The sequence below is a fragment of the Rhodococcus sp. 14-2470-1b genome (genome assembly GCF_002259415.1).
Classification (GTDB): domain Bacteria; phylum Actinomycetota; class Actinomycetes; order Mycobacteriales; family Mycobacteriaceae; genus Rhodococcoides.
On record NZ_NPFY01000035.1, the window covers coordinates 53,853 to 76,989 of the forward strand.

The 23,137-nt window shown below is 66.1% G+C and carries 19 protein-coding genes; 13 read left to right on the forward strand and 6 right to left on the reverse strand.

Going from position 1 to position 23,137, the window contains the following annotated elements:
- The first annotated feature begins 167 nt into the window (after positions 1–167).
- From CH293_RS23455 to CH293_RS23490, 8 genes are all read left to right on the forward strand, one after another.
- Positions 168–1,082, forward strand: coding sequence for a PAC2 family protein (locus CH293_RS23455; RefSeq protein WP_052059562.1), 915 nt, complete (start codon positions 168–170; stop codon positions 1,080–1,082).
- Positions 1,083–1,237: 155 nt separating this feature from the next.
- On the forward strand, positions 1,238–1,585 hold the full coding sequence (locus CH293_RS23460; RefSeq protein ID WP_037113271.1) for a hypothetical protein: 348 nt from the start codon (positions 1,238–1,240) through the stop codon (positions 1,583–1,585).
- Positions 1,585–4,080 carry a nitrite reductase large subunit NirB gene (gene nirB / locus CH293_RS23465; protein ID WP_094721642.1) on the forward strand — a complete coding sequence of 832 codons (2,496 nt, stop codon included), beginning with the start codon at positions 1,585–1,587 and terminating at the stop codon, positions 4,078–4,080. Before CH293_RS23460 ends, nirB begins: the two co-directional genes overlap by 1 nt.
- The gene (locus CH293_RS23470) at positions 4,077–4,376 is read left to right on the forward strand and encodes a nitrite reductase (NAD(P)H) small subunit (protein ID WP_019666284.1); all 300 of its coding nucleotides are present in this window, start codon (positions 4,077–4,079) and stop codon (positions 4,374–4,376) included. Before nirB ends, CH293_RS23470 begins: the two co-directional genes overlap by 4 nt.
- Before the next feature lie 134 nt (positions 4,377–4,510).
- Entirely contained in the window at positions 4,511–5,971 is a 1,461-nt protein-coding gene (locus CH293_RS23475) for a TIGR02677 family protein (protein WP_176460107.1), read from the forward strand.
- On the forward strand, positions 5,968–7,377 hold the full coding sequence (locus tag CH293_RS23480; protein ID WP_176460095.1) for a DUF2398 family protein: 1,410 nt from the start codon (positions 5,968–5,970) through the stop codon (positions 7,375–7,377). The genes CH293_RS23475 and CH293_RS23480 overlap by 4 nt, the downstream gene beginning before the upstream one ends.
- Positions 7,378–11,544: a TIGR02680 family protein gene (locus CH293_RS23485; RefSeq protein WP_094721645.1), complete on the forward strand. Its 4,167-nt coding sequence runs from the start codon at positions 7,378–7,380 to the stop codon at positions 11,542–11,544.
- On the forward strand, positions 11,534–12,760 hold the full coding sequence (locus tag CH293_RS23490; protein ID WP_094721646.1) for a DUF2399 domain-containing protein: 1,227 nt from the start codon (positions 11,534–11,536) through the stop codon (positions 12,758–12,760). The genes CH293_RS23485 and CH293_RS23490 overlap by 11 nt, the downstream gene beginning before the upstream one ends.
- Before the next feature lie 33 nt (positions 12,761–12,793).
- On the opposite strand, the gene mshC is transcribed toward CH293_RS23490, so the two are convergent.
- The 5 genes from mshC to CH293_RS23515 all read right to left on the reverse strand — a co-directional run bounded on the left by mshC (position 12,794) and on the right by CH293_RS23515 (position 17,298).
- Positions 12,794–14,035, reverse strand: coding sequence for a cysteine--1-D-myo-inosityl 2-amino-2-deoxy-alpha-D-glucopyranoside ligase (gene mshC / locus CH293_RS23495; protein WP_094721647.1), 1,242 nt, complete (start codon positions 14,033–14,035; stop codon positions 12,794–12,796).
- A gap of 43 nt (positions 14,036–14,078) precedes the next feature.
- Entirely contained in the window at positions 14,079–14,864 is a 786-nt protein-coding gene (locus tag CH293_RS23500) for an SCO1664 family protein (protein ID WP_176460108.1), read from the reverse strand.
- 35 nt (positions 14,865–14,899) lie between these two features.
- Complete coding sequence (locus tag CH293_RS23505; RefSeq protein WP_026347991.1) at positions 14,900–15,493, reverse strand: DUF3090 domain-containing protein; 594 nt, start codon at positions 15,491–15,493, stop codon at positions 14,900–14,902.
- Positions 15,494–15,693: 200 nt separating this feature from the next.
- On the reverse strand, positions 15,694–16,425 hold the full coding sequence (locus CH293_RS23510; RefSeq protein WP_094721649.1) for a histidine phosphatase family protein: 732 nt from the start codon (positions 16,423–16,425) through the stop codon (positions 15,694–15,696).
- A 30-nt stretch (positions 16,426–16,455) separates the two neighbouring features.
- Complete coding sequence (locus CH293_RS23515; protein ID WP_170945362.1) at positions 16,456–17,298, reverse strand: undecaprenyl-diphosphate phosphatase; 843 nt, start codon at positions 17,296–17,298, stop codon at positions 16,456–16,458.
- Between the two features lie 207 nt (positions 17,299–17,505).
- On the opposite strand from CH293_RS23515, the gene CH293_RS23520 reads away from it, so the two are divergent.
- From CH293_RS23520 to CH293_RS23535, 4 genes are all read left to right on the forward strand, one after another.
- On the forward strand, positions 17,506–18,438 hold the full coding sequence (locus CH293_RS23520; RefSeq protein WP_037113251.1) for an aldo/keto reductase: 933 nt from the start codon (positions 17,506–17,508) through the stop codon (positions 18,436–18,438).
- An 82-nt stretch (positions 18,439–18,520) separates the two neighbouring features.
- Entirely contained in the window at positions 18,521–19,504 is a 984-nt protein-coding gene (locus tag CH293_RS23525; protein ID WP_241483932.1) for a hemin ABC transporter substrate-binding protein, read from the forward strand.
- Positions 19,504–20,571 (forward strand): iron ABC transporter permease, encoded by a 1,068-nt coding sequence (locus tag CH293_RS23530; RefSeq protein ID WP_037113248.1) that lies wholly within the window; start codon positions 19,504–19,506, stop codon positions 20,569–20,571. Before CH293_RS23525 ends, CH293_RS23530 begins: the two co-directional genes overlap by 1 nt.
- Positions 20,562–21,422 (forward strand): heme ABC transporter ATP-binding protein, encoded by an 861-nt coding sequence (locus CH293_RS23535; RefSeq protein ID WP_094721650.1) that lies wholly within the window; start codon positions 20,562–20,564, stop codon positions 21,420–21,422. Before CH293_RS23530 ends, CH293_RS23535 begins: the two co-directional genes overlap by 10 nt.
- Here the strand turns inward: CH293_RS23535 and CH293_RS23540 are convergent.
- Positions 21,419–21,796: a hypothetical protein gene (locus CH293_RS23540; RefSeq protein WP_080733099.1), complete on the reverse strand. Its 378-nt coding sequence runs from the start codon at positions 21,794–21,796 to the stop codon at positions 21,419–21,421. The two genes, CH293_RS23535 and CH293_RS23540, sit on opposite strands and share 4 nt — an antisense overlap.
- Positions 21,797–22,038: 242 nt before the next feature.
- Between CH293_RS23540 and CH293_RS23545 the strand changes: the two genes are divergently transcribed.
- Complete coding sequence (locus CH293_RS23545; RefSeq protein WP_094721651.1) at positions 22,039–23,067, forward strand: YncE family protein; 1,029 nt, start codon at positions 22,039–22,041, stop codon at positions 23,065–23,067.
- Positions 23,068–23,137: the final 70 nt, after the last annotated feature.

Here is a 23,137-nt window from a genome sequence, read left to right on the forward strand (position 1 = left end):
CAGAGTAATGGGCGCGTGGCTGTGCCCATCACGGCGCAGCCTGGTCGTAGGCTGTCGTGGTGAGTCCCCGAAACCTCGACGGCAACCAACCCGCCGACAACGACGATACAGAACACGACAATCCGGACAGTGCGGCCGAAGCGCTACTGGAAGCGGTGTCCTCGGCTGTGTCGAACGCAACACCGGTGCCGACGGCCTCCGAACTCGTCGACGACGAGGATCTTCCACTCCCCACCCTCCGCGACCCGATTCTCGTCGCCGCGTTCGAGGGGTGGAACGACGCAGGCGACGCCGCGAGCGGAGCCGTCGAACATCTGGAGTTGATCTGGGATGCGACGCCTCTCGCCGAGCTCGACTCGGAGGACTACTACGACTATCAGGTCAACAGGCCGACCATTCGGCAAGTAGACGGTGTGACCCGGGAAATTCAGTGGCCGTCGACGAGGTTGTCGGTGTGCTCTCCGCCTGGAAGCGCCAGGGATGTGGTGTTGCTTCGTGGTATCGAACCGAACATGCGGTGGAGAAGCTTCTGCGACGATCTGCTGGAGTTCGTCGACCAGCTCGGTGTCGACACCGTCGTGATCCTGGGTGCCCTGCTCGCGGACACCCCGCACACCCGCCCTGTTCCGGTGACGGGAAGCGCGTACAGCGTCGAAGCGGCGGAACGCTTCAACCTGGAGCAGACGCGCTACGAGGGTCCGACGGGTATCACCGGCGTGTTGCAGGACGAGTGTGTCAAAGCAGGTGTTCCGGCCGTCTCGTTCTGGGCTGCAGTGCCCCACTACGTCTCGCAACCGCCGAACCCGAAGGCGACCGTTGCGTTGCTTCAGCGTGTCGAAGACGTTCTCGACATCGAGGTCCCGCTCGGTGAACTACCCACTCAGGCCGAGGAATGGGAGGAGGCCGTCACCGACATGACGAAGGAAGACGAGGAAATCAGCGAATACGTGCGCACCCTGGAGGAGCGAGGAGACGCCGAGGTCGACATCTCCGAGGCGATCTCCAAGATCGACGGGGACGCCATCGCCGCCGAGTTCGAGCGCTACCTGCGTCGACGAGGGCCGGGCAACTTCGGGCTGTAACCGGGTCACTCCTGCCGCCATCGCCCTGAATCCGCCCTGGATCCGCCCCGGATCACCAGCCCTGACATCCGGGTTGCCGTCCATGTGAGCAATTCATGACCCCGACGTAACCCGGACGCATCCATCACGTCACCGTTCGGCGCGACAGTCGTGCCATGGCAAGCACACCGCGGTTCCTGCAGGGCGTCTTCCCGTTCACCGGACACGGACTCGACAAGCCGGAGAACGTCGACCCGACCACCACCTTCGTCGTACCGTCGGGATCGATCGCGCAGCCGCTGTACTTCAGGGGCGGAAACTCCAGCGACGAACTCGTCGTGGTCTCGTTGCTCCGGGACGGCCAGCCGATGCGTCTGTTCCCCATGGGAGCCAGGAGTGGCGTCAACATCCCGTTGCGCGTGGTCGAGGACGTCGATCCGGACTCCGTGCTGGAACTGGTCGTCGCGGCCCCCGAGGGAACGACGGGCGAAGTCGTCGTCGACTTCGGTCTGGTGTTGATCTGATGCCGGGAACCGAAACGGGCAGGACCCGCCTGCTCGTGGTCGGCAACGGAATGGCAGGCGCCAGAACGGTCGAGGAGATCCTGAAACGGAGCGCCGATCGGTTCGACGTCACGATGATCGGCGACGAACCGTACGGCAACTACAACCGCATCATGCTCTCGCACGTGCTCGCTGGCGAGACCGGCGTCGACGACGAGGATCTCCTCCTGAACCCGATGAGTTGGTACCGGGAGAACGGAGTGACTCTGTACGCGGGCGACCGAGCAGTGTCCCTCGATCGGTTCGCGAAATCGGTGCGATGCGAAAGCGGTCGCGACGTGCCCTACGACATCTTGATCATTGCGACGGGAAGCAACACCTTCTTCCCCAACATGGACGGACTCCGTGAACCCGACGGCCGACTTGCCCGCGGCGTGTTCGGGTTTCGGACCATCGAGGACACGAACGGGATGTTGCAGATGGCGGCATCGCAGGACGACCTACGCGCAGTGGTCATCGGCGGTGGCCTGCTGGGTCTCGAGGCAGCGTACGGTCTTCGCACGCAGGGCCTCGATGTGGACGTCGTGCACTCCCCCGGCCATCTCATGAACCAGCAGCTCGACGAACGCGGCGGCAAGCTGCTGCGCAACAAGATCGAATCGCTGGGTGTGGGAGTGCACACGTCCAAACGCACGACCTCCGTTCTGCGCACCGAGACCGGTGCAGTGGCCGGTGTCGGTTTCGGCGACGGCACGTCGCTGCCGGCGGACATGATCGTCGTCACCGCGGGAATCCGCCCGAATGTCGAGTTCGCACGAGGGGGCGGCCTCGTCATCGAACGCGGAATCGTGGTCGACGACCAATTGCGCTGCGAGGACGAAGGATCGATCTTCGCGGTCGGTGAATGCTGCCAGCACCGAGGCGAGGTGTACGGCCTCGTCGCACCGCTGTGGGAGCAGGCCGTGGTACTTGCCGAGCACCTGACGGGCACGGATCCCGCTGCCGCATACCACGGTTCGAGGCTGACGACCAAGCTCAAGGTCGCAGGCGTGGACGTCGCCGCAATGGGCGTGAAGGGACCCGAACGTGAGGACGACGAGTTCGTCCAGTTCTACGAGCCCAGAAGCGGCACCTACAAGAGCGTCGTCGTACGCGACGGAAAGCTGATCGGCGCAACACTTCTGGGCGACATCAGCAAAGCGAACTTCTTGACGCAGGCATTCGACGAGAAGGTACCGCTGCCCGACGAGCGAATCAGCATGCTCTTCGACATGGGCACCCCTACCGCGGCAACCGGGGCCGCCGAACTGGCCGACGACGTTCAGGTGTGCAACTGCAACGGGGTGACGAAGGGCGCGATCGTTGCCTGTGTCCACGCAGGCGCCAAGTCGATGGGCGACGTCACAGCCGCGACGCGCGCCGGCAAAGGATGCGGATCGTGCAAGGGGTTGGTCGCCGACATCCTGGCCTGTGCCGCCGGCGGCGCCGTCGAAGCCGACCCGGCTGCGGACTGGTACGTCCCGTGCATTCCGTTGTCCAAGCCCGCCCTCATCGACGTGATCCGCGAGCGTGATCTGAGGTCGGTGTCGCAGGTGTTCACCGAGCTGGCGACCGGCGGCCGCGAGGACGTGCCGTCGAAGATGCCGTTGGCGTCCTTGCTCCGCACCGTGTGGGGACCGGACTGGGTGGACGAGCGCGGAGCACTGTTCATCAACGACCGCGTCCACGCCAACATCCAACGCGACGGCACGTTCTCGGTGGTTCCACAGATGAAAGGCGGCGTCACCACCCCGGACCAACTGCGCAAGATCGCCGATGTCGCGGACAAGTACCGGGTGCCGCTCGTCAAGGTCACCGGCGGACAACGCATCGATCTGCTCGGCATCAAGAAGGAAGACCTCCCCAAGGTATGGGGCGATCTCGACATGCCGTCCGGTTTCGCCTACGGCAAGAGCATGCGAACTGTCAAAACCTGCGTGGGCAGCGACTTCTGCCGGTTCGGTCTCGGCGATTCGACCGCGCTCGGCATCGCGCTCGAAGACCGGTTCCAGGGGCTGGAGACCCCGGCGAAGCTGAAACTCGCCGTCGCCGGCTGCCCCCGCAACTGCTCCGAAGCGCTGTGCAAGGACCTCGGTGTCGTATCCGTCGGCGAGGACAAGTGGGAGATCTACGTGGGAGGAGCGGCGGGAGCGCACATCAGGAAGGGCGATCTGCTCGCCACCGTGGTCGGCGCGGATGAAGTGATCCGTGTCGCGGCAATCTTCATCCAGCACTATCGGGAGACCGCCCAGTGGCTCGAGCGGACCTACGCCTGGGTTCCCCGTATCGGCCTGGAAGCACTCCAGCAGATCTTGATCGAGGACGCCGACGGGATCGTCGCGGGATTGGAGCAACGAATGCAGACGTCCGTCGACGGTTACCGCGACCCGTGGCAGGACCGGGTCGAGCAGAAGTCGCCTGCACAGTTCGCACCGTCGCTCCCCCTGCTTCCGCTGCCTCGGGTCCCGGTCCGATGAGCATCCCCGTCGGTGCCGTGGAGGACCTGACACCCGGGGAAGGCCGCGCCTACGTGGTCGACGGCAAGCAGGTTGCCGTCTTCTTGCTCGGTGACGGCACCGTACGCGCGATGGACGCCGTCTGTCCGCACAAGGGAGGCCCGCTCGCCGACGGCCAGATCGACGGCTCGGTGGTGATGTGCCCGCTGCACCAGTACACGTTCTCGCTCGACACGGGTGTGTGCCCCAGCGGCATCGATTCCGTCAGGACATACCCGGCGGCGGTGGTGGACGGGAAGGTCACCGTCGACGTCTGAATCGCACCCTTCGGCGTGTTTTTCACTCCTGGGCAGTGGACGCCTACCCTGTTGCAGTGAGCGAATCAGGAGCGGAGCCGGTGGTCGACGACATCCGGCACAGTACTGCGACTGCTTTTCTGCAGGAAGAACGGCTGAAGCTGTTCGCGTTCACGGTGGCAGAGAAGCGGGCCGAGTACCTCTGGGTGCTGCGTGCGTTCGACATCGCACGCGCCAACTACGTCGTGTTGTTGCATGCCGCCGATGTCGCGGACACTCTGGCCAGGAATGCGCCGGCGGATCTGCAGCTCGGTGCGGCGGAGATCGCGCCCCTGCTCGAACAACTGCACGCGTGGGAATTGCTCGAGCGCAGCTACGACGGATCTCGTGCGGCGACACTCGCGGAGTATCGGAACCGACATTTCGTCTATCAATTCAGCGGCGCCGGATACAAGGCATTCCGCGCCGTCGAGGACGTGCTCGGCGCACGGCTCGACGACGCCTCTCTGTCCCGGCTCGTTCTGCCCGAGCTACTCGCCGACATGCACGAGCTAGCCGAGGCCAATCGGCAAGCGGACGGTGATCGCATCTACCGGAAGCTGAGCCGCCTGGACTCCACGCTGTCCGAGATGGCAACGCGTGCAGCCCATTTCTATCTCGTTCTCGGTGATCTGGTGCGGACCACGGAGATCACTCCCGAGACGTTTCTGGTGCACAAGGATGCGCTGTTGACGCACATGCGCGAGTTCAGCTCGGATCTGACGCGGTACGCACCCAAGCTCGCCGAGGCCATCGCAACGGTCGAATCGACCGGTATCTCCGAGTTGATACACCGCGCGGCGGTCAGCGACGAGCGCGTGTTCCTCACCGTCGAGGAACGCAGGGCGGACTGGCGGGCACGCTGGTCCGGTCTGTCGCACTGGTTCGTCGCAGCAGACGCCGAGCTCAGTGAATCCGAACGCCTCCGCGAGGGCACCATGAGCGCGATCGCGGCCGTTCTGTCTCTGCTCCGGCGCGTCACGGAGACCCGCAAGGGTGGAGTCAGCCGAGAAAGTCAGCTCCGTCACCTGGCGGGGTGGTTCGCGAACACGTCCAGCGAAGACAGCGCCCATGCCCTGTTCCACGCCGTGTTCGGGCTCGGCCGCCCGCGCCACCTGTCGATGGTGCATCCGGACGCCGACATCATCCCCACCTCTCGCTCCTGGTGGGAGGCACCACCGGTGGAGATCTCACGGACGCTGGCGGAGACCGGCCGGGCGCCGTCGCCCGGGCTTCCCGGCCGGGTGCAACGCAACGACGGCGGAATCAGGAGGCTCCGCGAGCAGCAACTCGAAGCCCAACGAGTCCGTAGTGCAGCCGCACGATCACTGGCGTCCGGCGGCGTCTACGAACGGACCCTCGACGAAGAGGAAACCGAGGTGCTGCTCGGTCTCCTCAACGCCGCACTGACCGCGCGAGTTCGGGTCAGTGGACGAACGTCGGGATCCACCGGATCCGACAGCGGGGTGAAGCTCACGTTGACCACATCCGAAACCTCGACCGTCGTGCACACGGCGCGCGGGCGACTGCACCTGGACCGTCTGCAGTTGGACGTGGCCGAGGTGGCCGGTCGATGAGAGCACGTGAAATACCCTCTCTCGCACTCGATTCCTACCAGCGCGCAGCGAGAGTGGCATTGGCGAACCACTTGGTCACCAGGGAGTACCCGGACCGCATTGCGCTGCCATTGCTGCGCCGGTGGGCGACCGAACTGCGCGAGGATCTTCTGGAACTCTTCGGGTACCGACTAGAGGTCACCGAGACCACGGCCCGCGTGTACCCGGTGGTCGACTCGCTCGACCCGAGCCAACCCGCTCGCACGGCCTCGGACCGCATCTTCGATCGCCGCCGATACGCGTATCTTGCGTTGGCGATGGCCGCATTGGGACGGGCGGGCAACCAGATCACTCTGTCCGAGCTGGCCGACCACGTCGCCGCCGAGGCCGGTCAGGTCGACGGCGTCGAATTGGAGGCGGATCGGGCGTCCGACCGGGATGCGTTCGTCGACGCGGTCGGCTGGTTGGCCGCGCGCGGCGCCATCTCTCTTGCCGACGGGGACGCATCGGGCTGGGCGAGCAATCCGTCCTCGGGCGAGGCGTTGTACGACATCGAGCGCTCGGTGGTCGTCGCGTTGTTCCGGCCGCCGCGAGCAGTGCAGCATCTGCGTTCGGTCACCGGCCTGCTCGTCGGATCCGACTTCCCGGTCGACGAGGATTCGGACGACGACGACGCTGCGCGCCCCACGGATCCGAAGGAGACGTTGCGCAAGGTCAGACGCGCTCTGGTCGAACGCCCCGTCGTGTACTTCGAGGATCTGGATCAGGACGGGCGCACCGCACTCGCGGCGGACAGAACCGTCGCCGACGTGGAACTGCTCACCGGCTTGGTGTCCGAACGCCGCGCCGAGGGTGTCACGCTGATCGACACCGCGGGCAGGATGTCCGACGTCCGGTTCCCGAGTACCGGCACCATCGCCCAGGTCGCACTGCTCCTGGCCGGCGAGATCTCCGACCGTGTCGTCGACCCGGACGCCGACGCCCTGGCACACCATGCCCTCACGCACCACGCGATCGTGGCGGCTGACGACTTGGTGACGCGGCTGGATGCGGCCATCCCCGGCGGCGGAATCTTCGACGACCTGGCCGAATTCGGATCGCCGACGGGCCCTGTCCCCGATACCGGCGCCCCACCGGTCACCTATCCGTTCGTGGAGAACAGTTGGCTCGCGCACACCGTCGCCGATCTGGTCGAGCGTTTCGGCCGCACGTTCGCCGCCCAATGGCAAGCCGACCCCGACGGGCTGCGCGAGCGAGCGGTGCAGATGCTGCACCGACTTCGGTTGGTGCACATCATGTCCGGCGGAGTTCTCGTGCTTCCCGTCATCGCCCGGTATCGCGATGTGATGGTGAGCGTGCGAGACCGGGTACCGCAGGACTCCTTGTTCGACAGCCGTTCCACGGACACAGAAATCGAGGCGCAGTAGATGACCGCACACTCCGAGCGCTTCCGCCCGACGCGAGCAGGAATCGTCAACCTGTGGGACTACCGTGACCAAGAGTTCTCGTTCGCCGACGGACGGCTCGTCCTCCGCGGTCCGAACGGTTCGGGTAAGACCAAAGCCCTCGAAGTTCTGTTCCCCTTCGTCCTCGACGGGCGCATCGAACCGCGCCGGCTCAACCCGTTCGCGGGTGAGGAACGGACGATGAAGTCCAACCTGCTCTATCGCGGTCAGGAGAGCGCGCACTCCTACGTCTGGATGGAGTTCTCGCGCGGCACTCACGAGGACCCCGAGTCGGTCACCGTCGGAATCGGAATGCGTGCCAGCAGGCAGAACGACAAGGTCACTCGCTGGTACTTCGTCGCCGACGGTCGCGCCGGGGTGGATTTTTCGTTGCTGGGCTCCGACGACCGCCCGCTGACCAAGAAGCAACTCGCCGAGCAGTTGGGCACCGACGCATTGACCGATCGGCCCGTGGACTATCGGGCTGCAATCGACGCCCGCATGTTCGGACTCGGCGCGGAGCGGTACGACCAGCTGATCAATCTCATTCTGACGCTTCGCCGTCCGCAGCTCGCGAAGAACCTTGACCCGAAGGGGTTGTCGCAGGCGCTGACCGACGGGCTGCGTCCCCTCGACGATCAGTTGGTGCTCGAAGCTGCGCGCTCGTTCAGCGACATGGAAGAGGTGGGGCGGGCCCTCGAAGGTCTCGCCCAGGCGGACCAGGCTGCGAAGAATTTCGTCGGGGTCTACTCGAAGTATCTCCGTGTGCAGGCTCGCTCGGATGTCGAACAGGTCTCCCGCAGGCTCGAAGCGGTGACCCACGCGACGACGGCGCACTTCGCCGCAGCCGCACTGAAGGAACGTCGGTTGCAGGAGCGTCTGGCTGCCGAGAAACGATTCGACGACGCCGAACGCGCCCTCGACCAGGCACTCGCCGATCGCGAGACGCTGCGGCGTTCGAGCGCCTACGAGGGCAAGCAGCAGCTCGACGACTTGGCGGAATCGGCTGCGAAACTGAAGGTCTCGGCCGCCCAACAGTCCGACCGTGCACGAGGTGCACAGGCCGAGCTGGAGAAGCGCACCACCGAATCCGCGAGGGCGGACACCGCGCTGAAGGATGCGACGACAGCGCTCGCTCGCGCCGAGGAGGATTTGCAGGCCGCTGCCGAGGACGCGGGTATCGCGTGGGCATCGATGCCCGCGGGCGCACGCACCGACCAGTTCAGCACGGCTTTGCGTGGTCACGCCGAGGAGCGTGACGGCGACGTGCGCGCCGTGCGTGAGGCGCTCGGAACAGCGGAGAAGGCGAGCACCGAACGTGCGCGCGCAGACCGCAGTGCCACCAGGGCTCACGAGCTGCTGGACGCCGCGCGTGCAGCCGTGACGGAAGCCGAGGCATCGGTGGAACTCGCACGGGCGCAGTACACGTCGGCACTGCGGTCGTGGTGGTCCGAGCATTCGTCCACCTACCAGCTCGCCGGCATCACGTCGTCGGCGTTCGAGGCTCTCGATGCCGCCGTTCCGCGCATCGGCGAGGACGACGGGCCGAGCCTGGACACCGTGCTCGCCGACGCCTCGGCCGACGGACTCGATACCGTTCGGGCTCGGCGAACGCACGCACAGCTCAGTGCTGCCGCGCTCACCGAAGAACTGTCGTCGATGCGTGCCGAGCGGGACCTCGTCAGCGCCGAACACGACGACGCACCTCCACCCTTCGCGGCGCGCACGTCCTCGCGTGACGGTCTGCTCGGCGCGCCGCTGTGGCAGCTCGTGCGGTTCGCCGAGGGCGTCGATCCGTCCGAGGCGGCAGGTGTCGAATCCGCACTGCAGGCAGCGAACCTGCTCGACGGCTGGGTCTCGCCGACAGCCGTCCCCGACTCGCTCGAGTCCGAGCAGTACCTCGTTCCCGCTCCCGTGGAGTCTCGCCCGACCGGTCCCACCTTGGTGGACGTCCTCGTTCCCGAGTCAGGGACGGACGTGCCGGAGGAACTGATTCGAGACATCCTGTCCTCGATCTCGTTGGGACTGGTCGACGGCGTGACGTGTGTCGGTGTCGACGGCCGGTTCCGTCAAGGACTTCAGTGGGGACGGCACCGTAAACAGGACGCCGAGTACATCGGAGCGACGGCCCGCGCAGCCCGGCGCGCTACCCGCATCGCCGAGCTGGACAAATCCATCGCCGGATCCGAAGCGTCGCTGAACGCCACCCGAGACGAGGAACGCTCGGCCGCCGACCTCCTTCGCGGACTCGCCGCGGCAGCCAAGCAGCTGCCCAAGGCGTCGGCGATCATCAAGTCGCAGAAGGCCGTGACGGAATCCGCCGGGGCCCTGCGGACATCACAGGCCGGGGCGGCTGCCGCAGACGCCGAACTCGACCAGGCCATCGCGGAACTGTCCGCCCGAGAGAAGCATCTACGTTCCACGGCGGTCGCACACCGCACACCGCACACCGCACGGGAAATCGACTCGCTGGCCGCGGCCATTCGACATTTCGAGAATCAAGGCGAGCTGGTCCTACGCCGACGCGGCGACCGCGTGCGCGAGGCCGAACGCGGTCGCGAAGCGTTGAACAGGTTGGAGGAGCAGACCGGCCTGGCCGAGGAACTCGCCGAGGAAGCGGCCATCGCCGAGGAGAGTCATCTTCAACAGGTTCAGAAGCTCGAGATTCTCAGCGAGAAGCTCGGGTCGACCGCCGATCAGATAAACGCCGACCTGGAACGTGCGCGCGAGAAGATCGAGGCGTGCAAGGTCGAGCAGCGCGCCGCCCGTAAGGCCGACAAGGACGCAGGCGAGGCCATCGGTAAGGCCGAGGGTGCGTGCAACACCGCACAGGAGGGCCTGCGCGCTGCACTCACCGAAGGCATCGACGACGCCAAGCGCCTCGCTCCCTATGCACGCAAGGACCTGCTCGCCATCCTCGGTGTGCACGACCCGTACGCGTGGCCGTCGAGCGACTCCGCCTGGCTCGGCGTCGAACAGATCCTCTACCGCATCCAGCATGCGGCGTCGCCGGACGACGACTTCCAGGTGCTCCCGGTCGCAGTCGCCGGACTGCACGCGGCGCTCGACGAGGCCACGGCATCGGTCAAAGCCAGCGAGTCCTACCGCAAGAGCACGCGCACGTCGCTGACCACCGCGCTGCAGGAGTTCGACTCGCAGCTCGCCTCGTCCGGTCAGGACTACCGACTTCAGTGGGACGCCCCGGACGGGTTGACTGTGGTTCGCGTCCAGGACGAACAGGGTTACTCCTCCATCGGCGACTTCGCCGACCGCATCGGCGACGCACGATCCAACCAGGAGACGCTCCTCACCGAGCACGAACGTAGGATTCTCGAGGATGCTCTCCTGACCGGGCTTGCACAACAGATCCACGAACGCACCGTCGACGCGCGTGAGCTCATCGGACAGATGGCCAGCGAAATGAAGCAGCGAAAGATGTCCTCCGGCAACACCATCGGTGTCCACTGGGTGCTGGCGGACAATCTCGACGACGGTGCCCGCGAAATCTCCAAGCTGCTCGACCGGGACGCATCGGCATTGAGCTCGGACGATCTCGCGAAGATGCGCGCGCACTTCGCATCCGAGATCAGAATTGCCCGAGCTGCGCATCCCGAGCGCTCGTATCCCGAAATCCTGGCTTCGACGCTGGATTACCGACGCTGGCGTGTGTTCTCGTTCAGTCTGATTCGGGGTGACGGCACCGAGGATCGGCTCACCGTCGCCAAGCACAGCGCCTTGTCCGGAGGCGAACAGTCGGTGTCGCTTCACCTACCGTTGTTCGCCGCAGCGCATGTGATGCTGTCCTCCGCCGATCCTCATTGCCCACGACTCCTCGCGCTCGACGAAGCGTTCGCAGGCGTCGACGACAACGGCCGCAGCGAGTTGCTCGGCCTGAGCGTTCAGTTCGATCTCGACTTGTTCATGACCGGATTCGACCTCTGGATCACCTACGCCGACGTCCCGGGCTGTGCGCACTACGACCTGGCGCACTCGGCGGCGGAGAACACCGTCAGCGCAGCATTGATGGTGTGGGCGAACGGCGAGCTGCTCCAGGAACACGACGGCGGTGACCTGGCGTCCGCGCTCGGATCACCGCTGACGAGGCGGGTTCCGACCCGAGCGGAAGGCGGGCTCGAATTTGTCCGATGATCACGATGCTCGCTGGCGCGGTACACCCGAACTCGACGTACTTCTGGCCGCTGCGCGTAAGAAGCTGGAGTCCAACTGGCTGAAAGTCGAGGGCAGCGTCACCGTACAGCTCGATGCCGCGCCGGACCTGTCGAGGCTCATGAGCGGAGTGAACGGATCGTCGTCTCAACTGAGCCGAGCGAGGTCGTCACGACTCGATCTTGCCCGGTTCGACGCCTGGCTCGGCCACTCCGTCAACGGCGGTGTCGGATTGCTGGACACACTGCGAGAGCGTGCACCGCTGCAGGACAAGAAACGTATCGCCGCTAACAAGGCCGACGTCAAGGCACGGGCGCTCGACAACGCTCGCACTCTGCTCGCGACAACCGATCACGGCGACTGGTTGGATCGCTGGCTCTCGTCTCTGTTGAATCAGGACGGAACCCTCGGCGGCCGCGTCGCCGTCGATGCTCTGGCAGTCGCGACCAAGGTCCTCTCAGTCCTTCCCGCGGACGGTCTTTCCTTGACGGAAGTGGCGGAACTGGCCTGTGGTGACACGAAGGCTCTCTCCTCCGGCGGTGCACCCAAGCTGGTCCTGGAAGCGTTGTCTCTCAAGGAGGGTATCCCGCGGCCGGTCGATCCTGTCGGCATTCGACTGTTGTGGGAAACCGCGGGCGTCTCGGTCGATGCGCTGTCCAGCCGTGTCGTCGTGCTGGGGTACCGGGTCTCCGAGGACCACGTGGTGGCCCGGTGGTCGAACGAAGCCGCGGATGCGGGCATTCCCTTTCCTCTGACCCTCGACATGATCACTCGGGGACCACTGACCAACACCGCGGACCGAATCTTCGTGTGCGAGAACATCGCCGTGATCGCCGCTGCAGGGCGAACATTGGGTGGTGAGTCCGGGGCGATCGTCTGTACCGACGGACAACCGTCCGCTGCGGTGCACAAACTGCTCGCCGGGCGCCGGTCGGGGACCGAAATCCACTGGCGCAACGACTTCGACTGGGCAGGGTTGCGCATGACGGGTCGTGCTCTCACCCGCTACGACGCCGTCCCCTGGCGAATGGATCTGCAGTCCTACGAGCAGGCGCTGGATACGAGAAACTCGGAGCCCCTCAAAGGTTTTCCTGCGGAGAGCCCATGGGACCCCGAGTTGGCACATGCGATGCACCGGTCCGGCCGGGCGGTGATGGAGGAACGGACCATCCCCGATCTTCTGCTGGACTTGAGCTGAGCCGAGCGCCCCCGACCCGGACGGCCGGAGGTCTCAGCGCAACGAAACCCCGAGCAATGCATCGACTGCGTCCGCGAATGCAGCCGGAGCGGACGTGTCCGCTCCCCCGCGTTCCACGGCAAAGCTCGCCCATGCGTCGAGCGCGTCGAGCGCCTTGGGGGTATCGAGGTCGTCGGCGATGTGCTGACGCAACCGGACGATGACATCGTCTGCGCTCGTGGCCGATTCGAGAGCGGCCGCCGCGCGCCACAATGCGAGACGAGTTGTCGCGCGCTCCAGCACCTCGTCCGTCCAGGCCCTGTCCTGCCGATAGTGCCCGGACAGCAGGCCGAGGCGGATTGCCGCCGGGTCGACGCCGGCGAGACGGAGTTTGGACACGAACACGAGATTGCCGCGGCTCTTGGACATCTTCTCACCGTCCAGACCGATCATGCCGGTGTGCACGTAGTGCCGGGCGAACCGACCGCCTCCGACGGCTGCTTCACCGTGCGCGGCCGAGAACTCGTGGTGCGGGAAGATCAGATCGCTTCCACCGCCCTGGATGTCGAAACCGGTCCCGATGCGGTTCAGTGCGATTGCGGCGCACTCGATGTGCCATCCCGGACGTCCCGGTCCGAACGGGGACGGCCAGAACGGCTCGCCTTCGCGGTGGGCGCGCCACAACAGAGCGTCGAGCGGGTCATGCTTGCCCGCCCGCTCCGGGTCGCCACCACGTTCGGCGAAGAATCGGTCCATCGTCGCCCGGTCGTAGCCCGACTCGTATCCGAACTCCGTGGTCGCGTCGGCTCGGAAGTAGACATCGGGGAACTCGGGATCGTCCACGACGTACGCCGCACCCGAAGCCACCAGCTTCTCGACCAACTCGATGACCTCGTCGATGGACTCGACCGCTCCGACGTAGTCGCGGGGCGGAAGAACCCGGAGCGCCTCCATGTCCTCACGGAAGAGCTGAATCTCCCGGGTGCCCAGGTCGATCCAGTTCTCACCGTATCGGTCCGCACGTTCGAACAGCGGATCGTCGACGTCGGTCACGTTCTGGACGTAGTGCACGTCGTGTCCGGCGTCCCGCCAGATGCGGTTCACCAGATCGAATGTGAGATACGTCGCGGCGTGCCCGAGGTGTGTGGCGTCGTACGGGGTGATTCCACAGACGTACATCTTTGCTTCGGAACCCGGCGTGACCGGCCGGACCTGACGATCCGCCGTGTCGTACAACCGAAGCGGCGGCCCCTGACCAGGGATCGACGGTACGGCAGTATCGGACCAAGATTGCATGCGTACAAGCCTATCCGAGACGGATCGGAGCGCGGGCAGGGCGTCAGAAGGCCGGCCAGGGTATCGGCCTGCTCGAGCGCGGCTCCGGCATGACCGGGTCGGCCACCAACGCGCACGCGCGGGCCAGCAGGGCATCGACCTCGGCCTCGGTGATCTGCCCGCGAATGCGGGGCTCCACCGCGTCGGCGAAGGTGTCGACGAAGGTCACCACGTCGGCCATCAACGCATCGTCGACGGTGGTGCCCGCCCAACCCCACAGCACGGTCCGCAGTTTGTCCTCCGAATGCAGGCATATTCCGTGGTCGACGCCGTAGACGTAACCGTCGAGTCCTTCGAGCGCATGACCGCCCTTGCGGTCCGCGTTGTTGAGCAGTACGTCCAGGACGGCCATCCGCTGGAGGCGAGGGTCGTCCGCGTGAACGAGCGCGACTTCCTCCCCCTCACCGTCGTACGCCTGCAGTACCGGTATCCACCCGGACGGGACCAGATCGGGCCTGCAGATGTCGATCAGATCCACTCGGTCGCCCCGGTCTCCGTGTGGTTCGGGGGTGTCGATCCAGCGTTGCACCATGCCGGGTCCGAAGGGACCGTCCCGCAGCACGGTCGGGGGCACGACGTCCCAGCCGAGGGCGTCGGATATCTCGAACGAGGCGACCTCGCGTCCGGCGAGGGTCCCGTCGGGGAAGTCCCACAACGGGACCTCGCCACGAATCGGCTTGTAGACGCACCGCACGGGTTCACCGCCCGCAGCGTCGGCCGCATCGCACACCAGCGTCGCGTTGCTGGCCGTGACGACCCGTCCGACGACGGTGAGCTCACCGTCGATCATGGACTGCAGGCCCTCGAACGGCGGCCGAGTGTCGGTCAAAGCTCGTCACCGAGTTCCGACGCGGATCCGAAGGTGGCGTCGCGACGGTACCCGTTCGTTCGGATGCAGATGTGGCCCTCCTGCGTGAGTGGTTGTCCGCACAGGGGGCACGGAGCACGTCCGGCGGCGATCACGCGCTCTGATCGAAGGGCGAATTCTCGCGCCTGCACCGGAGTGAGAAACACGCGGACGGCGTCGGGACCGTCCTCGGTGTCGTCGAGCACGACGGACTCGTCGATCTCCGATTCGCTCACGGCGAGGAGTTCCACGACGACGGCGCCTGCGTCCGCATCCCACCCCAGGCCCATGGTCCCGACTCGGAACTCGGTGTCGATCGGTGTCAGCAGCGGGCTGGTGTCCCCGACCTCGGTTTCCTCGGGCGGGATCTCGGCGCCGAAACGACGATGCACTTCGTCGAGCAGCAATCCCATACGGTCCGCCAGGACCTGCACCTGCTGCTTCTCCAGTGCAACGGACACCACGCGGTGCTCGTGCACGGCCTGAAGAAAGAACGATCGGTCGCCCGGTTCACCCACGGTTCCGGCGACGAATCGATCAGGGGTGCGGAAAACATGTATTGCGCGTGGCATTGCACCTCCTGCGTCTAGATCTTGTCGACAATCCTGTCTCGTGATTCTTCACCGACGAAGGATCACAGCTCTCCATTATCCGCCCCTGCGGGCCGTGCCCATTATCCGCCGTCGAGGGAGCGAAGCTCCCGAACCTATCCGCCATCGAGGGAGCGAAGCTCCCGAACCTATCCGCCATCGAGGGAGCGAAGGCCCTGAACCTATCCCCCACTGTGGGCAGCGGGCCCGGAGCCGCCGCCGGGGACAGCGTCGGAATCCGACGGCGAACCGGCTGCGGACTCCGCGTGCGGCGCCTTCTCGGCCGCGACGACGAGGCCCGACAGATCGGCTCCCGTGTCGTTGGTTCGAAGGACGAAAGCACGGGTCTCGGTGTACCGGATGACGCTGATCGAGGCCGGATCGGCCACGATGCGCTGGAACGCATCGAGGTGGCAGCCGACCGCGTCCGCCAGGATCGACTTGATGACGTCACCGTGGGAGCAGGCCACCCACAGCACATCGCGACCGTACTCGGCGGCGAGCCTGCGGTCGTGTTCACGCACCGCCGTCACCGCCCGGGCCTGGACCTGAGCCAAACCCTCACCGCCGGGGAACACTGCCGCCGACGGATGCTGCTGGACCACCTTCCACAACGGCTCGGCGAGCAACTCCTTGATGCTGCGGCCGGTCCACGTGCCGTAATCGACCTCTTCGAGACGATCGTCGACGACCGCAGTCAGGCCTCGGCGCTCGAGCAGCGGCTCGACCGTCTGCTCGCACCGCTGCAACGGAGAGCGGACGACCTCTTCGACGGGCAGGCCGCCGAGACGTTCGGCGACGCGCTGCGCCTGCTCGCGCCCCTTGTCGTCGAGGTCTATCCCGGGTGACCTACCCGCGAGCGTCCCTGCGGTGTTGGAGGTAGAGCGGCCGTGCCGCAACAAGATCACCGTCATGACACCACACTAGTATCCGCTGCGCAGCTGTCAGGTCGCGGAGACGACGCCCGCCGACAACAACGCCATGACACCGATGCCGAGAACGATGCGGTAACCGACGAACCAGTACAGCGAGTGGTTCGCCACGAACTTCAGCAGCCACGCGATCGACGCGTAGCCCAGCGCGAACGCGATGATCGTCGCCACCACCAACTGCGCACCCGACGCGTTCAGCCCTTCCCCGGCCGGCTCGAACGCGTCGGGCAGCGAGAACAGGCCGGATGCAGTGACGGCGGGGATCGCCAGCAGGAACGAGAATCGCACGGCGGCCTCGCGCTCCAGACCGAGGAACAAGCCTGCACTGGTCGTCGCTCCGGAACGCGACACGCCTGGAATGAGCGCGAGGCATTGAGCCGCACCCATGACGAGACCGTCACGCGTGGTGATCTTCTCGATGGGACGACGCTTGGTGCCGACGTACTCGGCCACCGCGATGACGATCGCGAACACGATGAGCATGGTCGCGATGAGCCACAGGTTCCGCGCGCCGGTCCGGATCTGGTCCTTGAACAGAATGCCGAGGACACCGATGGGAACGGTAGCGATGATGACGTACCAGCCGAGCCGGTAATCGAGATCTCGCTTCGCCTTGTCCAGCAACCCGGCGAACCACGCCTTGACGATGCGAACGATGTCGCGCCAGAAGAAGAGGAGCACCGCAGCTTCCGTGCCGAGCTGGCTCACGGCAGTGAACGACGCGCCTGCGTCGTCGCCGAAGAACACCTCCGACACGATTCTCAGGTGCCCCGACGACGAGATCGGGAGAAACTCGGTCAGCCCCTGGACAGCTCCGAGAATGATCGCCTGCAACCAGGTCATCGACTCGCCGATCACTGGCGCACCCCCGCACGACCCGATTCCCCGAGCACGTCGAAACCTGGTCCCTCTACACATTTCACGGCCACGACGGTACCCGGCAGCGCACTGCCGCACAGGCCGACACACGAGGACGAGCCGCGGCAAGCTCGCATCGACGGGGCGGGCGCACTACTGTGCTCATCTGGCGCCGGACACAACGTGAGGAATCTCGAGAACACCATGAAGCAGAGATCTGTCGGATCCAGTGGCCTGCGCGTATCCCGACTCGGTCTCGGAACTCTCGGCTGGGGTAGCGGAACGGACGGCGACGACGCCGCCGCGCAGCTGTCGGCATTCGCCGAGGCCGGTGGAACACTCGTCGACTCGTCTCCGTCCTACGGCGAAGGCCGCGCGCAACGCGTACTCGCCGAGGTACTCGACGACGTCGTTCCCCGGCGCGAACTGATCGTGAGCAGCGCAGCGGGAGTAATCACCACCGGTGGGCGCTACCGCGTCGACTGCTCACGCCGATCGTTGCTCGACCAACTCGAGAACACGCTGCGCGAACTCGGCACCGAGTACCTGGACCTGTGGCAGGTCGGGGCTTGGGACGAACACACCCCCGTCGACGAGATCGCCTCGACCTTGGATTACGCGGTGACGAGCGGAAAGGTGCGGTACGTCGGCGCCCGCGGTTATCTCGGTTGGCAGTTGGCGACGGCGGCGGGCGCGGCCGGTGCAGGACGAATCGTCGCGACGCAGGCCGAGTACTCGCTGCTCGCACGCGGGATCGAGGACGAACTTCTGCCCGCCGCGCAGCACCACGGTGTCGGCGTGCTGGCAGCAATTCCGCTTGCGGGAGGGGTGCTGACGGGAAAGTACAGCCACGGCACGCCTGCCGATTCGCGCGGCGCCGACGACGCCTATGCCGAGTCGATCGCCGGGTACTTGACCGACAGCGCCGCGAACGTCGTCGAAGCCGCAGTCACGGCTGCGAGCGGCTTGAAGACATCCCCGCTCACCGTGGCCCTCGCCTGGGCACGCGACAGGCCAGGGGTGGCGTCGGCGATCGTCGGTGCGCGTGATCTTGCGCAGCTCACCGGCATCCTGGTCGTCGAGGACCTGGAACTCCCCCGCGCAATCACGTCCGCACTCGACGACGTCAGCAGCTGAGTCAACTCAGGCTAACCTTGTCTGCGTGAACTTCTCGTCGACACCGCAACGATTTCTGCGTCGCTCGGCCGTGGGTGCTGTCGTGGCGGCTACCGTGTTCGCCTCGGTAGCGTGCTCCGGCCCCGACCAGCAGGCGGACTCCACAGCGGGTTCCATCGGTCCGCGTACCGCCGTGATCGCCGATCCCGATCCGGAACCCGTCGACGCCCAGCAGCAGCCGACTCTGCCGGTGACGGTCCGCGGTGTCGACGGAACCGACGTCACGATCACAGACGCCAGCCGCATCGTCGCAGCCGATCAATACGGAACGCTCACCACCACGGTCTATGCGCTCGGGCTCGGCGACAACCTCGTCGGTCGGGACACGTCCGCAGAGTTCCCGGCCGTCGCCGGTGTTGCCGATGTCACGCCGAACGGCCATTCGCTCAGCGCCGAATCCATCCTCGCGCTCGCCCCGACGGTAGTTCTCACCGATACCAGTGTCGGCCCACGCGGAGTGCAGGATCAGCTCCGTGCGGCCGGTATCCCCGTCGTCTTCTTCGATCCGACCCGAACGATGGACACGGTCGGGGACCAGATCGTGTCCGTGGCGAACGCTCTGGGGGTACCCGAGCGCGGCGCAGCCCTCGCACAGCGCACCGAGGCCGAAATCGCCGAGGCATCGTCGAGTGCACCCAGCGGCGGTGAGCCGGTGAAGATCGCGTTCCTCTACATGCGCGGCCCGGCGATCAAGATGCTCGCCGGGCCCGGGTCAGGAGCCGACGCACTCATCGCCGGTCTCGGCGCGGAAGACGCAGGCACCGCATCGGGTCTGACCGAACAGTTCGTCCCGATCACCAGCGAAGCCCTCATCGCCGCCGCACCGGACGTCATCCTCATGATGTCCGGTGGACTCGACTCGATCGGCGGGATCGACGGCCTCGCACAGGTACCCGGCATCGCACAGACACCGGCGGGGCAGGCCGAGCGCATCGTCGACATGGCCGACGGTGTCGTTCTCAGCTTCGGCCCCAACACCGGCAAAGTTCTGAGCGCGCTGGCCGAGGCCGTCTACGCGCCCGCTTGATGGACACATCGACTGCAGCCGCGCCGACACGCGCTCGGCTCCGTACCACCGTCGTCTTCGCTGTCCTGGCGATCCTCGCCGTCGGACTCGCGGTGTATTCGGCGTGCGTCGGTCAGGTTCCGACGACGCCACTCGAAGTGGTGGGCAGCGTCCTGCATCGGATCGGCCTCGACGTCGGGCCCATGCCCGCCCACCCCAGCGGGGAAGTCACCCTGTGGCAGGTTCGCTTTCCCCGCATCGTTCTCGGTGCCGTCGTCGGAGCCTGCCTCGGCACGGCCGGTGCCCTGTTGCAGGGAGTGTTCGCCAATCCGCTCGCCGAACCAGGAGTGATCGGCGTGTCCTCGGGCGCAGCTGTCGGAGCGTCCTCGGTGTTCGTTCTCGGAGGAGCGTTCGCCGGGGTGTGGTCGGTCGCCACCGCCGCATTCCTCGGCGGGTTGATCACAACGGTGCTCGTGTACGTGTTGGCCCGAGGCGGTGGCCGGACGGAGGTGGTCACGCTGATCCTCACCGGCGTTGCGATCAACGCGTTCGCCGGCGGACTCATCGCGTTCTTCACGTTCGTCGCCTCACCCGCAGCGCGCGATCAGATCGTCTTCTGGCAACTCGGATCGCTCTCGGGCGCGACGTGGCAGGCCGTCGGCGTCGTGGCGCCGCTCGCCGTCGTCGGAATCGGAGCGTCCCTCGCCCTGTCACGACGACTGGACCTGCTCTCACTCGGTGAGAACGTCGCCCGGCACCTCGGCGTGAACGTGGAACGACTGCGACAGACCGCCATCGTCATCGTGGCCGTTCTGGTCGCCTCCGGGGTTGCGTTCACCGGAATCATTCTGTTCGTCGGCCTCGTCGTCCCACATCTGATGCGCATGCTGCTCGGTCCGGCCCATCGAACGCTGGTTCCGGCGAGCGCACTGTGCGGTGCCGTCGTTCTTCTCGCGTCGGATCTGCTCGCACGAACGCTCGTCGACAACGTGGACATGCCCCTCGGCATGATCACGTCACTGATCGGCGCACCGTTCTTCTTCTGGATGCTGCGTAGAACTCGCGCCAAGCAAGGCGGATGGGCATGACACTGTTTCGACGGAACCGGGACCTTCCCGACGACGTGACGGCCGGAACCGTGACCATGAGCACCGCCGGAGTCACCGCCGTCCGTTCCGGTAGGGAAGTCCTCGGCGGCGTCGATATCGACGTCGTCGCCGGCGAAGTTCTGACACTGGTCGGGCCGAACGGCGCAGGCAAATCCACACTGCTGGCCGTACTCACCGGCGAACTCCGACCTGTCGCCGGGTCGGTCGAACTGCACGGACGATCGCTCGCCCACTGGTCGGATCTCGACGCCGCGAGACGCCGTGCGGTTCTCCCTCAGCAGCACACCGTCGGGTTCTCCTTCACCGCGCACCAGGTCGTCCGCATGGGCAGGGCACCGTGGACGGGCACGGACGAAGCAGAGAACGACGATGCCGCGGTCGCCCTCGCCATGAAGCACTGCGATGTTTCGGAATTCGCGGATCGCCCGTTCGCCGGTCTGTCCGGCGGCGAGCGCGCCCGTGTATCACTGGCGCGGGTGCTGGCGCAGAGAACCTCTACGCTGTTGCTCGACGAACCGACCGCCGCGTTGGACATCGGCCACCAGGAAACCGTCATGTCCGTGGCACGTGACGGTGCTCGCCGCGGAGACGCAGTCGTCGTAGTCCTGCACGATCTCGCGCTGGCAGCCGCCTACTCCGACCGAATCGCGATCCTCGACCGCGGCGCCCTGGTCGCGGTCGGATCTCCGCGGTCGACTCTGAACGAGGAGCTTCTGACCCGCGTGTACGGCCACCGCGTGGAGGTGTTCGACCATCCGCGAACCGGCGGGCTGCTGGTGCTACCCGTCCGCGGCGATCGAGCGGAGGGTTCGCCGCGAGTTGGGAACTAGATGGACGCCATCACCGAACCGACTCGGCCCAGAAACGATCGGACGGCCGAGGATTCCTTTGCGTCCGCGCCGAGCGAATCGGCGGAACCGACCGCGTCTCTGACCGCCGCGACGATGCTTCGTTCGTCGGTCAGATCGATCTCGGTGACCGACTGCTCCGCGACTGCCGTCACGTCGGAGCGGTCCGGAACCGGCGACGGAAGATCCGCTCGATAAATCTCGAGGTACAGCGTCCTCTTGTACACGCGAAACGCGAACGGCCTGTTGTCCTCGGTGCTGCCGAACCCACTCGCCTGAGCACCCGTGCTGACCTGCTCCACCTGGAACGTCGCGACACCCACCGCGTCGCTGTCGTTTTCGGTCGCCAACTCCACTCCTCGTATTTTCGACGGTCCTGGCTCTTGACGGTCCTGGGTCTCGACGGTCCTGGGTCTCGACGGTCCTGGGTCTCGACGGTCCTGGGTCTCGACGGAACAGGGTGCCGAATCACGGTACCGCCGAGGTGTCCACGCTCGGTCACCGGAGGTCCGGCGAACACCGCTCATCGATCGTCAGGCAAGGTGAACGGGTGCACCGACGGTGCTGACAGCGCCCCGAGAGAAGGATTTGCGGATCGATGAACGCTCGACACACCCCGTGGCATCTACTAGCCGCGGTCGCATCCGCATGTCTGCTGGTGGCCGGATGCTCGGACTCCGGGTCCGGCTCGTCGGACGAACCGGACGCGGTCGACCTCGAACCCCTCACCGGCATAACGTCGCCCGAAACGTCGACTCCCCCGAGCGGTTCGGTCGTTCTTTCCCCCTCCGGACTGCATTCCACCACATTCGAACCGGCGACGCGCAGCATCGTCGCGCTCGACGATGCGCGCACCGCTCTGACGGTCTTCGATGCCGACGAAGCAGCCGTCCCGCCGCGGTCGGTTCCGCTTCCCGGTGAGGCGGCCGATGTGGTCCCCGGTTCCGACGGCATCGTGCTTGCCCCCATGAACGGCGGCCTCGCCGCGATCGATCTCCGCAGCTCGGAGATTCGAAACGTGGACATCGGCAGCAACCTTCTCAGCGCAGCCACTCTCTCGGACGGCACCGTCGTCGCGGGCGACGACAGTGGCAGTATTCATATCGTCGACTTCGACGCGAACCGATCACAGTCCATCGGTGGCCTCACATCGGTCGACGCGCTTGCCTCCACCGAGCACGGGTTGGCCGCTCTGGACCGTCACCAGACCTCGTTGACCGAGGTGGACGTCGACGACCGATCCCTCGGCCTCGCCCTCAGAGCGGGCACCGGCGCAGCTCACCTCGATACCGACGAGTACGGACGGATTCTCGTCACGGATGCCGCAGGCGGAGAACTGCTGGTGTACTCGTCCGACGATCTTCTGCTTCGTCAGCGTTTTCCGGTCGGTGCGCAGCCGTGGGCCGTCGCCTACGATGACAAGTCCGACACGGTGTGGGTGACCACTCCAGCGGACAACGAGGTGGTCGGTTACACGTTGGACACAGGAATTCCCGTCGAGTCGCACAGGTTCTCCACGGTGAGACAACCGGACTCCATCACGGTCGACCCGCAAACGGGCGATCTCTACGTGGGGTCCGCTACCGGAGAAGGTCTGCAGCGAATCGACACCGCCGAACAGGGCTGAGCCTGTAAAACGCTCACGGCGGGTCGACGGCGCACGGCACGTAGAAGGGCGCAGCGTTTGAAGAACAACA

Excerpts from the sequence above, each read along its gene's own strand:
- CH293_RS23460 (WP_037113271.1), top strand. The coding sequence starts at position 1,238 with ATGGCAAGCACACCGCGGTTCCTGCAGGGCGTCTTCCCGTTCACCGGA.
- nirB (WP_094721642.1), top strand. The coding sequence starts at position 1,585 with ATGCCGGGAACCGAAACGGGCAGGACCCGCCTGCTCGTGGTCGGCAAC.
- CH293_RS23470 (WP_019666284.1), top strand. The coding sequence starts at position 4,077 with ATGAGCATCCCCGTCGGTGCCGTGGAGGACCTGACACCCGGGGAAGGC.
- CH293_RS23480 (WP_176460095.1), top strand. The coding sequence starts at position 5,968 with ATGAGAGCACGTGAAATACCCTCTCTCGCACTCGATTCCTACCAGCGC.
- CH293_RS23485 (WP_094721645.1), top strand. The coding sequence starts at position 7,378 with ATGACCGCACACTCCGAGCGCTTCCGCCCGACGCGAGCAGGAATCGTC.
- mshC (WP_094721647.1), bottom strand. The coding sequence starts at position 14,035 with ATGCAATCTTGGTCCGATACTGCCGTACCGTCGATCCCTGGTCAGGGG.
- CH293_RS23500 (WP_176460108.1), bottom strand. The coding sequence starts at position 14,864 with ATGATCGACGGTGAGCTCACCGTCGTCGGACGGGTCGTCACGGCCAGC.
- CH293_RS23505 (WP_026347991.1), bottom strand. The coding sequence starts at position 15,493 with ATGCCACGCGCAATACATGTTTTCCGCACCCCTGATCGATTCGTCGCC.
- CH293_RS23510 (WP_094721649.1), bottom strand. The coding sequence starts at position 16,425 with ATGACGGTGATCTTGTTGCGGCACGGCCGCTCTACCTCCAACACCGCA.
- CH293_RS23520 (WP_037113251.1), top strand. The coding sequence starts at position 17,506 with ATGAAGCAGAGATCTGTCGGATCCAGTGGCCTGCGCGTATCCCGACTC.
- CH293_RS23530 (WP_037113248.1), top strand. The coding sequence starts at position 19,504 with ATGGACACATCGACTGCAGCCGCGCCGACACGCGCTCGGCTCCGTACC.
- CH293_RS23535 (WP_094721650.1), top strand. The coding sequence starts at position 20,562 with ATGGGCATGACACTGTTTCGACGGAACCGGGACCTTCCCGACGACGTG.
- CH293_RS23545 (WP_094721651.1), top strand. The coding sequence starts at position 22,039 with ATGAACGCTCGACACACCCCGTGGCATCTACTAGCCGCGGTCGCATCC.